12 protein-coding genes, 2 tRNA genes and 2 pseudogenes are annotated in these 15574 nt (G+C 37.2%); 7 read left to right on the top strand and 9 right to left on the bottom strand.

Annotated elements, in window-relative coordinates:
• Positions 1–639: 639 nt before the first annotated feature.
• Positions 640–1521 carry a Ycf66 family protein gene (locus tag F6K13_RS01395; RefSeq protein WP_287240918.1) on the bottom strand — a complete coding sequence of 294 codons (882 nt, stop codon included), beginning with the start codon at positions 1519–1521 and terminating at the stop codon, positions 640–642.
• A 487-nt stretch (positions 1522–2008) separates the two neighbouring features.
• Positions 2009–2128: a photosystem II reaction center X protein gene (psbX, locus tag F6K13_RS01390; protein WP_124146589.1), complete on the bottom strand. Its 120-nt coding sequence runs from the start codon at positions 2126–2128 to the stop codon at positions 2009–2011.
• A gap of 540 nt (positions 2129–2668) precedes the next feature.
• On the opposite strand from psbX, the gene F6K13_RS01385 reads away from it, so the two are divergent.
• On the top strand, positions 2669–2953 hold the full coding sequence (locus F6K13_RS01385) for a YggT family protein (RefSeq protein ID WP_124146590.1): 285 nt from the start codon (positions 2669–2671) through the stop codon (positions 2951–2953).
• A gap of 100 nt (positions 2954–3053) precedes the next feature.
• On the opposite strand, the gene accC is transcribed toward F6K13_RS01385, so the two are convergent.
• Positions 3054–4412: an acetyl-CoA carboxylase biotin carboxylase subunit gene (gene accC, locus F6K13_RS01380; RefSeq protein ID WP_124155379.1), complete on the bottom strand. Its 1359-nt coding sequence runs from the start codon at positions 4410–4412 to the stop codon at positions 3054–3056.
• Between the two features lie 330 nt (positions 4413–4742).
• On the opposite strand from accC, the gene F6K13_RS01375 reads away from it, so the two are divergent.
• The 3 genes from F6K13_RS01375 to F6K13_RS01365 all read left to right on the top strand — a co-directional run bounded on the left by F6K13_RS01375 (position 4743) and on the right by F6K13_RS01365 (position 7941).
• Positions 4743–4823, top strand: a tRNA-Leu gene (locus F6K13_RS01375).
• Positions 4824–6829: 2006 nt separating this feature from the next.
• A tRNA-Leu gene (locus F6K13_RS01370) sits at positions 6830–6913 on the top strand.
• A 242-nt stretch (positions 6914–7155) separates the two neighbouring features.
• Positions 7156–7941, top strand: a complete 786-nt coding sequence (locus tag F6K13_RS01365; RefSeq protein ID WP_124146152.1) for an RNA methyltransferase — start codon at positions 7156–7158, stop codon at positions 7939–7941.
• Between the two features lie 142 nt (positions 7942–8083).
• Here F6K13_RS01365 and F6K13_RS01360 read toward each other — a convergent pair whose 3' ends face one another.
• Positions 8084–8323, bottom strand: a complete 240-nt coding sequence (locus tag F6K13_RS01360) for a hypothetical protein (RefSeq protein WP_124146151.1) — start codon at positions 8321–8323, stop codon at positions 8084–8086.
• 929 nt (positions 8324–9252) lie between these two features.
• Between F6K13_RS01360 and F6K13_RS01355 the strand changes: the two are divergent.
• A pseudogene (locus F6K13_RS01355) lies at positions 9253–9633 on the top strand (FAD-dependent oxidoreductase); the annotation flags it as partial.
• A gap of 89 nt (positions 9634–9722) precedes the next feature.
• Here F6K13_RS01355 and psaC read toward each other — a convergent pair.
• Together psaC and F6K13_RS01345 are read right to left on the bottom strand one after the other, a co-directional pair.
• A complete protein-coding gene (gene psaC, locus F6K13_RS01350; RefSeq protein WP_006616272.1) occupies positions 9723–9968 on the bottom strand; it encodes a photosystem I iron-sulfur center protein PsaC in 246 nt (81 codons plus the stop codon).
• A 414-nt stretch (positions 9969–10382) separates the two neighbouring features.
• Entirely contained in the window at positions 10383–11288 is a 906-nt protein-coding gene (locus tag F6K13_RS01345) for a CoB--CoM heterodisulfide reductase iron-sulfur subunit B family protein (RefSeq protein WP_124147850.1), read from the bottom strand.
• Positions 11289–11517: 229 nt separating this feature from the next.
• On the opposite strand from F6K13_RS01345, the gene acpP reads away from it, so the two are divergent.
• Together acpP and fabF are read left to right on the top strand one after the other, a co-directional pair.
• Entirely contained in the window at positions 11518–11769 is a 252-nt protein-coding gene (gene acpP / locus F6K13_RS01340; RefSeq protein ID WP_124147851.1) for an acyl carrier protein, read from the top strand.
• Between the two features lie 62 nt (positions 11770–11831).
• Positions 11832–13082 (top strand): beta-ketoacyl-ACP synthase II, encoded by a 1251-nt coding sequence (fabF, locus tag F6K13_RS01335; RefSeq protein ID WP_124147852.1) that lies wholly within the window; start codon positions 11832–11834, stop codon positions 13080–13082.
• 79 nt (positions 13083–13161) lie between these two features.
• Here fabF and F6K13_RS01330 read toward each other — a convergent pair whose 3' ends face one another.
• The 3 genes and pseudogenes from F6K13_RS01330 to F6K13_RS01320 form a co-directional block, all read right to left on the bottom strand.
• A complete protein-coding gene (locus F6K13_RS01330) occupies positions 13162–13488 on the bottom strand; it encodes a hypothetical protein (RefSeq protein WP_124147853.1) in 327 nt (108 codons plus the stop codon).
• 256 nt (positions 13489–13744) lie between these two features.
• A pseudogene (locus F6K13_RS01325) lies at positions 13745–14728 on the bottom strand (lipoxygenase family protein).
• A 155-nt stretch (positions 14729–14883) separates the two neighbouring features.
• Positions 14884–15162, bottom strand: coding sequence for a hypothetical protein (locus F6K13_RS01320; protein ID WP_124147855.1), 279 nt, complete (start codon positions 15160–15162; stop codon positions 14884–14886).
• Between the last annotated feature and the right edge of the window lie 412 nt (positions 15163–15574).

Raw genomic sequence — 15574 nt, 5'->3', positions numbered from 1 at the left:
GTCTATGAGAAGAGGTTCGTTCTAATTTTAGGCTAAAGTCTATGTACTTTGTATTTTTTACTAAATTGAAAACTGCTAAAATTTCTATAGTTGTAGAGCAAATTAAACAAGAAATTTAATCAATTAGGGCTTCATTTTACCACAGCAAAGTATTGGGGTTATAGTTCACTGAAAATGGATAGAGGAGTTCATAACATTTGAACAGTTTGAACTATTGTTTATAAACTAATAGAAAATTAGTAATAAGCTAAGAATCATTTAGATTCTATATTCCCTCACAGGAGTGCGCATTCCCTCTCTTGATCGGCATTCCCATGGCGAGGAGACCTCGCCGGGTTCCTAACGCTTGCATCTGTCGCACCCCGCGGGTTCGCACCGCTGTTCCCTTTGAAAAAAATTTGATATATGGTTTGAATACAAAACAGCTTATTAATGAGTAAATTAGGAATTTTGTGGTGAAGCTTTGATGATAATTTTTTAGATTCAGCAAAAATTTATTTTATACATTTTATACAGAAGTATTGATATTCAGCTACTAAATAAATAATAGAATGGGCGGGGAAAAATGGGATTTTTTTATTTACTCTAAAAAGACAAATTATCCCCACCTAATATTCCTACTTCTATTATAAATTCTATTTAACCATTAACATCACTATCAACAGAATCCATAGGAGTATACTCTACATAATTTTCTGATGTTGCTTCTCCATCAGTAGATGATGCTTCTGGTGGACGACGCTTTCTCGTTCTAGGAGATGTTTCTTCCGAGTAGCTTGTTTCAGGACTAGGGCGACGAGTACGGTTATGGGGTGGTCTTTCTTCAGTACTAGAAGTCTCCCAGCTATCTCGACTACGAGGGCGAGGCAGTCTATCTTCTGGCCTATTAGTATCACTGAAATTATCTCGACTGCGAGAAGCAGGTCTCTTATCTTCTAAATCTACAGAGTTTTCCCAATATTCAGAAGACGATCTAGTAGGATAATTTTCTGAACGAGGACTACGCTTGCGTAATCTTGGGTTGATTTCTTCTGTTCTATCATAACTACTTCTGCGATTAGGAGGACGACGGCGGTAGTCATCCTCAAAATTATCTGGCCTAGAAGAACGATAATCTTGAGAACCTCTGATACGACGGTTAGCGGGATATTCTTCATAAGGTTCTAGTTCGTCTAAGTCTGATTCTGCATAACCATAAACAGGACTTACCGATCTTTCTTCATCTACAATAGGGGTACGTTCTCTAGCTTGCTTAGTTGTAAGACCTCTCATTCTGATAGATTCTGCTGCAAAAAATATGGCACTACCAGTTAACAAAAACTGACCGAAAGCTAAAATAGGGTCTAGTCTCCAGCCTTGGAATATAAGAATACCTCCACATAGTAAGCCAATTGCTGCAAAGAAAATATCGTGGTCTCTCGCTAGTTTTGGACGCCATGTGCGGAGAAAGTATAGTCCTGCTCCTGCTATGGCCAGGATTATTCCTAGCAAACTACTCCAATTTAATCCTAAGTTGACCATTCTAAATCTCCTAAGTAATTCATCAATTAGTAATTCAAGTTTAAAATTTCTATCCTGCTTTGGTATCTAGACTTGAAGTTATTTGGCAGATATAAAGCTTATTTAATATTTAGTAGGATATTGTATAGCAGTCGCCATTGCTATATTTGACATATCAAAAGCTAAAAACTCAGACAACGCCAGATTTTTCCTTTTGCCTTCTGCTATATCATCAATTTAACAAAGAAAAACCTCAGCTTGTTAGGTTTGGACAATTATATCACTGTCTTCCCTATTCTATAGTCTGAGGCTTTAACTTTGTCTTTGCAAAAAAAAATTAGGTGAAACTTAAACCTAAAATAGTTTGCTTTTCGGCTCTTCACATAACTGTTAGGTTATTGCAGAAAAAAGTTTATTCCTAAGAAGAATTCATGATTTTTAGACTTCTAGGAAATGGTATTCTGACTTAACCTTTGCTCCAAAAAGAAAAATTTCTATTATCTAGGGTCTAGGAACGGGTAACTTTATCTTTTTGGCTGACGAATATCAGAAAAATTGTAGCAGGAATAACTACAATTAGAGTTCCCGCCAGTAGACTTAATAAGAAGTTTGATAAAGAAGGAGTCATGGATTATTGCCCTTTGCCACAAAATTTGATTTACTTTATTTTAGATATTATAGCGGTTTGCGATTTTTTTCAGTACAAATTTTGGTCGTGGTAAACAAGTAATGATTTTATCGCTTACCTCCTGACCATGAAAAGGATTTACTAATCAATATCCTTACATATTTAGGACTATCCAAATTTTTAGTGTGGCTGTACAGAAGGTAGAAGGATCAATTACTAATGTTTATGGAATTGTGTCACTGGTAGATTATTTCTACAGCGCTACACAACAGATTTTCGGGAACAGGAGATATTTCAGTGGTTGATATTAAAGCTACTTACTTAATTACATACTTATTCAAAAGTTCCTCTTCTCTTGAAAATTTGGTCAAACTTTCACAATTAACTAATCTACAAACTGCCATAACTTATATCATTATGGTGAAAAAGTTTTTTTTCAAAAGGGAAAAACTTGTATTAATAGCGCTTCATCATTTGAAATACAATCAAGTAACTTAAAGCTAATTTTTACTTGACAAAATTACATTTTTTTATTGTCTTATGGACTATCTGACATTAGCGAATTGGACTCTAGGTATTCTCCTGGGGTTAATGACTTTCTTATTTATCTTCCGAATAGTTCTCACATGGTACCCCCAGGTAAATATCAATCAACTTCCGTTTAACTTGATTTTTTGGCCTACGGAACCATTTTTAGCCCCCACTAGGAAAATTGTGCCTCCTCTAGGTGGAGTAGATATTAGTCCGATTATTTGGGTAGGGATTTTCAGCTTATTACGAGAGTTGCTTTTGGGCCAGCAAGGTTTATTAAGAATGATGCTATAGCTAATGAAGGCAGGAGGCAGAAGGCAGAAGGCAGAAGGGAAGAGGTTTTAGAGCTACTTTACTTTTTGTTACATACTTAGTTTCTTTTGCGCCAACTTACTTATTTACTACTATCGGGTTTCATCACAGTCTCAACAAAGTTTGTATATACTTGCCCCTCCAGAAATTCCGGAGTCTCTAAAATTCTTTGATGAAAGCTTATAGTTGTGGGAACTCCTGTCACAGCACATTCCCTGAGAGCGCGTTTCATTCTCTGAATAGCAGTAGGACGGTCTTGTCCCCAAACTATTAGTTTACCAATCAAAGAATCATAATAAGGTGGAATCTCATAGTCTGTATAAACATGAGAATCCATCCTCACTCCTAAACCTCCCGGTGGTAGATAACCACTAATGCGACCAGGATGAGGGCGAAAATTATGGTCTGGGTCTTCGGCGTTAATTCGGCATTCTATTGCATGACCATTAAAAGTTACTTGCTTTTGAGTTAGTCGGAGTTTCTCTCCTTGGGCAATTCTAATTTGCTCGGCAATTAAGTCTAGTCCTGTAATTATTTCTGTGACTGGATGTTCTACTTGAATCCTAGTATTCATTTCCATAAAGTAGAATTCACCAGACTGGTCTAGGAGAAATTCTACAGTGCCAGCACCTATATAGTTGATAGACTTGGCTGCTTTGACTGCGGCTTCTCCCATTTTCTGACGTAGTTTAGGACTTAATGCTAGACTGGGAGCTTCTTCTAGTAACTTTTGATGGCGACGCTGAATAGAACAGTCTCTTTCTCCCAGGTGAATAACGTTTCCGTGACTATCGGCCAGGATTTGAAATTCAATGTGACGTGGACGTTCAATGAATTTTTCTATGTAGACTCCAGAGTTGCCAAAGGCTGCTTCTGCTTCTCCTTGAGCTGCCTGAAGCAGTTTGGAGAGTTCGTTTTCTTGGCGAACCAGTCTCATTCCTCGTCCCCCTCCTCCAGCAGTGGCTTTGATCATCAGGGGAACGCCGATTTTTTTGGCGATCGCTTCTGCTTCTTTTTCATCTGTGAGAAGACCATCACTTCCTGGAACTGTAGGAACTCCAGCTTTTTGCATAGTTTCTTTGGCTGTGGATTTGTCCCCCATGGCCCGCATCCCCTCTGGTGTTGGGCCGATAAAAGCAATGTCGTGGTCAGCACAGATTTCTGCAAACCGGGCATTTTCAGCCAGAAAGCCATAGCCTGGATGGATGGCAGAGGCATTACGAGTTAAGGCTGCTGAAATGATATTGGGAATGTTGAGATAGCTTTTGCTGCTGGTGGGTTCACCAATGCAAACTGCTTCGTCCGCCAGTTGCACATGGAGAGCATGGCGGTCTATTGTTGAGTGGACGGCGATGGTGGCTATGCCCATTTCTTCGCAGGTGCGGAGAATGCGTAGGGCTATTTCGCCTCGGTTGGCTATGAGAATTTTAGTGAACCGCATTTTCAGTTATCAGTTATCAGTTATCAGTAACTCTAGTTAAACCCAAAGGGTTGAAATACTAAAGTTTATTTTTTTTCATCCCTTTGAAAGGGGGAAGCTATTGACCTTATTTTTTTGTCATAAGTGATTGGGAGTGAATGACTCTTTCCCCATTCTTACTGTGACTAAATTTGAGAGGAGGGATAATGTCCTAACTGCCCTGACGGCTGCTACATTAAGAGGATTTTAGAAAATTTCTTGTAGACATTCCAGAATTTTATGTTATCATTTTATATTGTTAGCTAAAATTCTATAATTTTCTTGAAGTTTAGTTGATAAATGCTAACTAGAGCGGATGTGGCGGAATTGGTATACGCGCACGTTTGAGGGGCGTGTGGCTTTGCCTTGCGAGTTCGAGTCTCGCCATCCGCATTGGAGAATAGTCAGGGGTTAAAGTAATAATCTCTGACTTTATCTTTTTTGGGCCAAGGAATTAACGTTAGATGTGGATAGTTAAAACTATAGCGCTATAGTTTATCTGGTGTTTGAATTTGAGAAATACCTCCAGATGTTTTTTTGAGGTAGGGCGATCGCCTAGCAAATTTTTATGGCTAGATAATCGAAAATTATTCTAGTCAGGACTAACAAATTTTTCCGACAAAACCACTATATATACAATAGTGCTATAGTTTTTATCTACTATATATAGTGCCTTTACCTAATTCCTGTCTAGTGAAAAACTATAATGCTATATTAGTGGCGTTCACAATGATTGACTGTGGAGTGGAAGTATCTAAACTCAAACGTTATAGTTTTCTCATGGCAGTCATTTACATTTTGTGAGCCTCCAATTATTGTGGATGAAGGGGAGATTTATTCCTACCCACCTACCTCACTCTCCATTTTTTGGTGGCGTTCACAATGATTGACTGTGGAGTGGAAGTATCTAAACTCAAACGTTATAGTTTTCTCATGGCAGTCATTTACATTTTGTGAGCCTCCAATTATTGTGGATGAAGGGGAGATTTATTCCTACNTTCATATTCCTAAAACTGGAGTGACTAGCATAACACTATCTCTAGAAGAACGTTTTGAGGTCTAAAGACATTTTTATAGGAGAAAGTAAATATGGTGATAAGTTACAACAGATTTATGAAAAAAAAAATTGGGATGTGTAAACAGTTGTCATACCAATTTGATAAATGTTTGTTACAAATGGTAGGAGTAATAAAGAAGGAAGAGGAAAGAAGGAAGAAGGGATAAATATTGAAAAAAAGGGAAAAACAATATAAATAACTATCTAAAATTAACTGAACTAGCTATTTTTCAGCATATTTGAGCAATACCTACCTTTTTGTAGTATTCTTTTTTCAAATTGGTATTAGAGATAGAAGTATAAGATTTAGTTGAACAGGAAAAGTGGGATAAGTTTTTCACATTTAGTTGTTGTCATAAATCCTTATTCCAAAGCTATTTCTATCTACTAACCAAACCTATAACTAAAAAAAACTAGATTATTTTTTTGAACAGGAATTTTCCACCATTCAGGCTAATAAAAATTACCTTATATTTCCAGGCTTATCAAGTCTTAAATTAAATATTTGGGTGCTAAAGTTAATAGTTAATATTTTCAAAATACTCTTTGGGTAATCAAATAGTCTACTATTAAAGATTATTTAGATACTACTAACTTTTCTGAGTTTATTCGCCATCCTATTCTTTTCTGGTAAAAGATAATTCTTTTTATACTCAATAGACATGGCTATCAAATCGCGATCGCCAGATCCTTATAGTTGATAGAGTCATTAAGTTAGAAAAAATTGGCTCTGCATGGTCAAAATTATGCTAAGGCTGAGGAATCAGTTGTAAACTAAGCTCTGAAAATAAATCGGCTTTTAGAACTGTTAAGTTGATTCCTGAAGACCGTAGCTATATATATTCGTAATTCAAATTGACACTCTGAGCGTTAAATCTCGCGGTTATAACGGGAGTCCTCTTTCAACATTTATGATAGAATTTGATTTTGCTTATCATCAAAAATTTCTTTAGTCAAATACAGCAGGAAAAAGTGTTAAGCTTCATAAACTAAAAAAGCTATTTACTGCTGGTGAAATAACCATCTATACAGTTAAAGTTCACGGTGGAATAAGACTTATAAACCCCTAATTTGTGTGAAGTTAAAATGCTCTGCAAGATTATAGATTAATGTTTATATTATACCAAATCAACCAAACAACGTAAATAGGTAAAAATAAATGAGAATATTCTCAATAATCAGCATTTAATTAATTTTTGTAACAATTGAAAAGATTAAAAATTATCTTTGTAATTTTTAATATTTATTAGTTTTAGTTATAAAAAATATGGTAGTAAAAAAACTTAATTTAAAGTGATTGACAAATTGAAGTAGATCGGCAATAATAAAAAATTGTGATTTAGCGGAACTGGCGGAATTGGTAGACGCGCTAGATTCAGGTTCTAGTGTTCGCAAGGACTTCCGGGTTCAAGTCCCGGGTTCCGCATTATCTAGTGCTGCTACGCGGAAGTTAAAATTCAAAATTCAAAATTCAAAATTCAAAAGTATTGATTGGTAAGGCTTTTAGAATTTTGTAACTGGTTAGTTATTCCTACCATCCTGCATTAGGTATATGGAGTATTTCTTGATTAGCGATCAAAATCTAATGGGTAGGAAAATCACAATATCCTGCTCGTGTTTCACTCCTCAAATAAAATCAGTAATAAATACTAGATAAAAATATAAGTAGTGCTGACCAGTTTAAAAAATCCTTTAGTAAAGGAAATCCGTAAGCTTCATCAATCCAAAGGAAGAAAGGAGAGGCAGTTATTTTTATTAGAAGGAACTCATATCCTAGAAGAAGCTTGCCACAAAAGTTATCCTCTTTTAACTGTATGTTGTACGCCTGAATGGCAAGAAAGACATCAATTTTTGTGGGAATTATTATCTCAAAAAGCTCAAAGGATAGAATTAGTAAGTGAAAGGGTTTTGAAGTCTCTTACTACTACAGTTAATCCTGATGGAATAATAGCTATAGCACCACAAAAGTCAAAAAATTCTGTCAAAATTGCTAGTTTGGGAATTGCTTTGGACAAATTGCAAGACCCTGGTAATTTTGGTACTATCATCAGGACAGCTACGGCAACAGATGTAGATGGTTTGTGGTTAAGTGCAGATAGTGTGGACTTATATCATCCTAAAGTAGTTAGAGCTTCAGCAGGGGTATGGTTTAAGTTACCTATGGCAATTTCTGAAAATTTAAAGGCCGAGGTATTAAAGTTACAAAATCAAGGTTTGCAAATTGTAGCAACAGTACCAAATTCTACTATAAACTATTGGCAGATTGACTTACGAAAACCGACACTAATAATCTTAGGAAATGAGGGTTCTGGTATTTCACAAGATTTACTTGAGTTGGCTGATTATTCTGTCAAGATTCCTTTGGGTAACGAAGTGGAATCTTTGAATGTTGCTGTCTGTACAGCAGTAATTTTGTATGAAGTTCAACGTCAACGTCAATCTCAATCAAATTAGTAAATTATGAACCTATTCCAGTAATAAGATTTTTGCTAAAAACCCTAAATATTTTGATAGTTAAAAACTAAAGATTAAACTTTTCAGACACATTTTAATTGAACAAATTAGCCTGTGAAAAATAGTGGGATAGGTTATTATATTATTCTGAATCCGCTTCCGATAATGGTTGGCTTTGATGATTTGTTTCCATATATTGGTCTATGTCAGCGATCGCTTCCTCTAACTCTGATAAACCAAATTTTTGATTGGACTTTTCACTATCTTGAAGATCGGAATTAGACTTTTCATAGTTGGGTTCCTGAAGAGAGTTATCCAATTGTTTCTCAAAGCTATCAACAAATGTTTTTGCAGCCTGACTACGAATATCTTTTTTATCCATATTAATTTCTGTCCTTGTTATCTTCTTGTTAACAGTTCAACTTATTTTTATATAAAAAAAGGCATACAAACAGCAGGAGTCTAGTGCCGCTACGCGGAAGTTAAAAGTCAAAAGTTAAGAGTCAAAAGTATTGCTTAGTAAGGCTTTTAGGATTTTGTAACTTGTCAGTTATTTCCGCCATCCTGCACTAGATATTTTATTTCTAGATATCTTTCCGGAGCAAAAGTTAAATCTGCTCTATATTATTAATTAATAGCTAATATTTTGATGATTTGGGGCTTTTGATTTTTTTTATAGAGCGATCAGATTATTAATTTTGACTATCTTTGTTGAGCTTTTAAATTTGCTCTACAATCAATGAATATTTTAAGCTATTTTTAGCCATTTATCATTCAAAATGTATCTAAAGTAAGTTTATATAAACTCTTTTTAATCAAATGAAATCATTATCTAAATAGTAATATAAACTGAATACTTATAGATTTCAGTATTTTATCTGAAATAATGAGATTTGTTTTTTTAGGCTCATTATATCATAAACATATAGCTAAGAAAGAATTGGTTAGGACGTAGACTAATAACCAATCTTAGACTAGAAAATGTTTTTCCAACTGTTGCCTGTTCCCTGCTATAAAAGTTTTGTTTGTCGCAGCAAAAAAAAAAAGACTAAGTGAAGTAATGTCTGTATGCAAGGCTAGCTCATACAGACACGAATGAATAGTTTCCCAATATGGATTATGTACTTAATTTTCTCGCTCCTTGTGCTTTCAACTTAATTATTGCAGTTTATTTTGGTCAAGAATTAAGTTAATCTGGGATCTAGAGCAAATTAAGTTCAAACAAATCCCAAATAAAATATTTAGCTACATTCCTATAATTTCTAATATTATAGTTTTTGCAAACATACAAACAGGTTTTAAAAACAACAGATGACTCAAGAATTTGATTACGACTTAATAATTATTGGTGCAGGTGTTGGTGGACATGGTGCGGCATTACACGCCACAAGTTGTGGCCTAAAAACAGCTATTGTAGAAGCAGCGGAAATGGGTGGGACTTGTGTTAACCGAGGTTGTATACCATCCAAGGCGCTTTTGGCAGCATCTGGTAAAGTTCGAGAGTTACGGGATACTCACCACTTAAAAACTCTGGGTATTCAATTAGATAATGTAGCTTACGACCGACAAGTTATAGCTTCTCATGCTAGTAACATTGTTGACAAAATTAGAGGTGACATGACTAACAGTCTGAAACGTCTAGGTATAGATTTGATTAAAGGCTGGGGGCAAATGGCAGGTCAACAAAAAGTTATGGACTACTCGCAGTATGGGTCTGGCTTACTAATACTCTTTTCCCTCTATTGGTTTTTGATTTTAGATTTAATAGAGGGAAAAGAGTATTAGTAAGCCAGACCCATACTGCGAGTAGTTTCAGCGCCAAGGTAAACGCGGACACTCAAAAAGTCAGTGGGGCAAGCAGTCTCACAACGCTTACAACCAATACAATCTTCAGTACGAGGAGATGAAGCAATTTGGCCTGCCTTACAACCATCCCAAGGTACCATTTCTAGAACGTCTAATGGACAAGCACGAACACACTGGGTGCAACCGATGCAAGTATCATAAATTTTTACTGAATGAGACATGAATTAAATTCTCCCAACAAATTGATTTTGCCGTACCTGCATAAAGGCAGATGAGACAGCAAGTTTTAGAAGTGAATGCTTCGACTTAGTTTACCGCACCACTTCTCATCCTTGATAAACATTGTTGAAAAACTTAAAATTTCTCAACGTTCGGGTAAATTAGTGATGAATGACCAAACTTTTTCAGAGTAGAGAAGCACACCTCCGAATTTATTTGTAGGAAAAAGTAAATATTAACAACTAGGGGATTTGCTTGAAAAGTTTCAGGCCAGGAGCAAGTTCCTCAGACCAAAGCAAAAAAAATTTCTGATTATAGGGGTGAACTGCCTTCGCCCCTACTTCTGACTCCTTAAATTCCCATAAAATTCATTCTGTCTCCTGTCTCCTGTCTCCTGACTCCTTCTTCAAAATAATTCAAAGTCCTAACTTTTCTAATACTGGACGAGTTGAGACTACATGACGATCCAAACCCAATTCTGTTGGAGAAACGCCTAAAGCTAAAGCTATCAGTTGAGGTAAATGCAACACTGGTAAACCTAACTTACGTCCAATAACTTTTTCTACCTCTGGTTGACGAGAATCTAAATTTAAGTGACACAAAGGGCAAGGTGTTACCATACAGTCAGCACCTTTGTCAATAGCTTCGCTCACATGATTTCCAGCCATTTGAAAAGCCTGATTAGTGGCATAACTAGAAAGAGGCCAACCACAACATTGAGTCCGGCCTCGGTAATAAATTGGAGTCGCCCCAATAGCCCGAAATACATTTTCCATAGATTCTGGTTGATAGGGGTCATCTAACGGCAAATTAGTTTGACCTCTAAGTAGATAGCAACCATAGAACGCAGCACATTTAAGGCCAGATAGTTTACGGGTAACGCGATTTTGAATTTCTTCTAGACCATAATCTGCAACCAGGGCATGAAGTAAATGTTTGACCTCTGTGCTGCCTTGATAGGGAGAACAAGTCTGTTTTTGTAAGAGGCCATTAATTTGATCTACATAGTCAGGATTGACTTGTTGAGATTCCTTGAGACGTTCATCGACATGACCAATTACCCCTTGACAAGTACTACAGTGGGTTAGTAAGGCTAAATTTAACTCTTCGGCCAAAGCTATGTTACGGGCATTAACAGTATCTTCTAGTAGTTGAGAATCCTCCTTAAAAGTACCAGAGCCACAACAGGCAGCTTTTTTCAATTCTATTAGCTCTATTCCCAGAGCTTGAGTAAGAACTTGAGTCGATTGGTAAAGCTCCCGGCAAGCTCCTTGAGCAACACAGCCAGGGAAGTAAGCATATTTCAGTGTTTGAACAGGCATAACATTAACTAATTATATAAAGAAGATAAGTATCATAGACATAACTTATTAGTATATATAATTTCTTTGTTACTTATTTATAATTAAAAGCTTATTCTGATACAAAATTTAACCACAAAATAAAAAAAGGCATTTAGAAAACTCATTTGCCTGTGTGCCGTAATAGAGGGGTCTCAGTTTTCAGATAAGATTGTATACGCGACATCCAAACTAAAAAGGAGAAAATTTTATGAGCCAAGAAGACATTTTTGACAAAGTACAGACAATTGTGTCCAGCCAGCTAGAAAAACCAAAAGAAGAAATCAAACCAGAATCTAATTTTGCCAATGATTTAGGAGCTGATTCTCTAGATACCGTAGAGTTAGTTATGGCATTGGAAGAAGAATTTGAAATCGAGATTCCAGATGAAGTAGCAGAAAAAATTTCTACCGTTCAAGCTGCTGTGGACCATATTGAACAGGAACTAACAGCCAAAGCATAACATCCCGATCAAAAACCCAAAGTTTCTGCCTTCTGGGTATGGAACTTCTGAAAACGAAAATTATGACAAATTCTGAGTTGAAACGGGTAGTTGTCACAGGAATGGGTGCTTTAACACCTATTGGCAACACCCTATCTGACTATTGGAACGGGTTATTAAGCGGTAAAAACGGTATAGGCCCAATAACCAGATTCGATGCTTCAAAACACAAATGTCGTATTGCTGGAGAGGTAAAAGGATTTGACCCTCACGACTATGTTGGTCCTAAAGATGCGAAACGAATGGACCGGTTTTCCCAGTTTGCAGTTGCAGCGAGCAAACAGGCTGTAACTGATGCCAAATTTGAAATCAATGACCTAAACGCAGAACAGGTGGGGGTAATAATTGGCACTGGGGTAGGTGGCCTAAAAGTATTAGAAGATCAACAAGAGATATATCTGACTCGTGGTCCTTCTAAGTGTAGCCCCTTTATGATTCCAATGATGATTGCTAATATGGCCGCAGGTCTAACGGCAATTCACACTGGAGCCAAAGGACCTAACTCTTGTTGTGTGACTGCTTGTGCTTCAGGGTCCAATGCTGTAGGAGATGCTTTCCGTCTGATCCAAAGGGGATTTGCTCAAGCAATGATTTGTGGTGGGGCGGAATCTGCAATTACCCCTTTAGGATTGGCAGGATTTGCTTCTGCTAAAGCCTTATCCAGGCGTAATGATGACCCAGCTCATGCAAGTCGTCCTTTTGACCGCGATCGCGATGGCTTTGTGATGGGTGAAGGTGCTGGAATTATCCTCCTAGAAGAATTGGAATGTGCCCTTAGTCGTGGGGCAAGGATATATGCAGAGGTAGTTGGTTATGGTATGACTTGTGATGCCTATCATATGACCGCTCCTGCTGCAGATGGAGAGGGGGCAAGTAGAGCTATGCAGTTGGCCATGAAAGATGCTGGTTTAACTCCAGAACAAATCAGTTACATAAATGCCCACGGTACCAGTACAGGAGCAAATGACCCAACAGAGACAAAAGCTATTAAAAAGGCATTAGGTGAAAGTGCTTATAAGGTAGCAATTAGTTCAACTAAGTCAATGACTGGTCATTTGTTAGCAGGGTCTGGGGGTATTGAAGCTATAGCAACAGTAATGGCGATCGCCCATGACAAAATTCCACCGACAATCAATTTAGATAATCCCGATCCAGAATGTGACCTAGATTATGTCCCTAATATAAGTCGTGCTCACAAAGTGGAAGCAGCTTTATCCAACTCATTTGGATTTGGAGGGCATAATGTAACTCTAGCATTTAAGAAATATGTCTAGAGGTTAGGACTAGAAATTATTTAGGGGGCTTGCACCCCCTTTTTTACTAGCTATTAGCTATTAGCTATCAGCTATCAGCCTAAAAAGGTAGTGCATAGATAATGGTATCTGTTTGCGGAGATTCCGGAACGGAAACGCTTTTTAACAAGCTATCAGCGCTTCCCTGCGGGATGCTACGCAAACAGCTAAAATCTGCGTTTTCGGCATCCCCCACGCTTATTTGAAAAATAGAGTTGTTGGGAAATAAGAATTGAACAATGCTCAAAAGCTTACTATATAAGCTTTTCAGGAGTTTAGACATAAAAACGCTATAAACTTTGACTAATAAGAGTTTTAGCCATTTTTTTTGCTTAATTCCCAACAACTCTATTATATAAGGATTGTAGCTATTGGCGACTAATATCATGTCTGTTGGTATCGTTTGTGTAAAAGTTAGCGTGGATATCTACAAGAAATTTAAGTTTTTTTCTTGCCTGTTGCCAGATGAGCTGTTGCCTGTTGCCTATTTACTATACAAGACCGATGCTACCGGACATGAGATAAAAGATGTTGGAATTGTTGCTCTGTCTAGGTTGGAGCGATTTTTTTCTCTATTTAGGGACAACTCTAGTAGATGAATAGCCTGATGGAAAGCGATCGCATTTTCCCCACTTTGCTATCTGCTAAATATTGATGCTTTGAGGAATTTGGGAAGGGAGGAAGAACTCGTAAGGCATTAAACGGTCAGCATGGCGATTTTGGTCCTTAATTGTGGTCTCAGCAGCTTGTAAATTATCCTGGAATTTCTTCAAAGCCGCTTGCAATTGATTATTATTTGGAAATGCTGATGGGGAATATTTACCTAGTTGGGTGTAATAGACAGAGCCAAGTAAATAAAGCGTATTAATCTGGCTTTGAGCTTGACTGAGTGAAGGCAAACCTTTGATGAAACTCTCAGGATCTTGGGGATTTATTGGGGCTGGAAGATAGCGAGCCAAAGGAAATGCTGGCGTGTACATCATTTCTTGTTGAGAAAAGTTCACCGCTGCATGTTGAGCACTCGCTGTAAAAATCACTGTCGAGATTGTTTTGACTAAACAATTTATGGTGTTAAATTTGCCTTGTCCATCATCACCAAAGTTTTGCAACCGTCCCCCTTGCAAAGAAACTAATGTTGAGCCCCAAGTTTGTAAATCGGTATCACTCTCAACTGCTGAGTCGTTTCTGTAGCAGATGTTGAAATAATCCCGTACCCAAATTTCAATGGCATTCCAAATTAGTAACCCGTCATCTCGGTAGGGATAGGTTGGTAACTTGTCAGGATCGGCTACACCCCGATTTTATAAAGTTTGGGGAAATGAAATTTCATTAAAGTTAAACAAATAACTTTGTGCAGCTTTAGCTGCCATAGCTTGATCGCCACCGACGCTGCTGGCTAATATAGAGTCTACTGTACCACCAGGCGCAACTAATATTGCATGAGCGCCATAATTGATCAGCACAGTCCCCTCGAAATGAGGTACCAAAAGTTTTCTTAAACAATGATCTTCGGGTAAGTGATTAGTAGGGACAATAAAAGGCTCCACCACTAAATGAGTGCGTCCTAAATGGCTGATGAGTTCATGATAGTTAGAATCAGTCATTTGGACTATGTTTTTAGCAGTCATCCAAGATTCCCCATCTAGGGGCGTAAACAAAATCCATTCAGTGCTAATAGCTGTTCGTTGATAACTAATGGCAACAGGAAATAAAGACCTAGACCAACTATCAGCAGGTGGAACGGCAAATAGTGCTACTGGAGTAGCAATATACTTTTGCTGTTCTAATTCTCGGCTAACTTGATCAGCCATTGCAGTGTTGGAAATGTGCCTTTAGGTAGCTTTATTACAGGAAAACCTACAATTTTCTCTATAATTTTGTATCTTGGTACATTTGTCATCGCCAGAGGATTGAGATAGCTGTAATTATATTTATATTCAGCTGGGCTGTCACGCTCTAGGATGTACAACGCTACTAAAAAAGCCGCCAATTTGACTAGACTCGTGGCGGTGTTTTGTTCGCTATTTTTAGATAAAGAATTTGCTAGTTGGATTTCAGACATCTTTTGCTCTTTCCGTTAGAAAATACTAAGCTTATTTTAGTATAATTTGTATCTTGATTTTAAGGAGAAGGGAACTTAAACAACATCTTCTAATGGGTGGAACTTAGACAAAACAGAGTCATAAAATATTCTCAAATATAGACATGCAGGGTTTTTTACCTCAAAAAGGCATGAATTATTAACAGCAAGCGGGTTTTCCGGCGGAATGCGGAGCTAACAGGCATTTTTTATACCATAAAATGTCTAAGTAACACTAAAAACTTTTTAACACCCGATCAAATTTAACCAGAGTTGCAGCATTGAGTCATTGGTGACTCCCCATAAGTTGGACTATTTGAAGAAACTGCTGATTTTGAAGTTGCGTAGTATCAACTTAGAATCCCCTAGCTGAAGCCTAGGGGATTCTAAGTTA

It is taken from the genome of Okeania sp. SIO2B9 (genome assembly GCF_010672505.1).
Taxonomy (GTDB): Bacteria; Cyanobacteriota; Cyanobacteriia; order Cyanobacteriales; family Microcoleaceae; genus Okeania; species Okeania hirsuta.
Note: the sequence above shows the minus strand (reverse complement) of the source record. Positions and strands in the feature narration are given on the sequence as shown.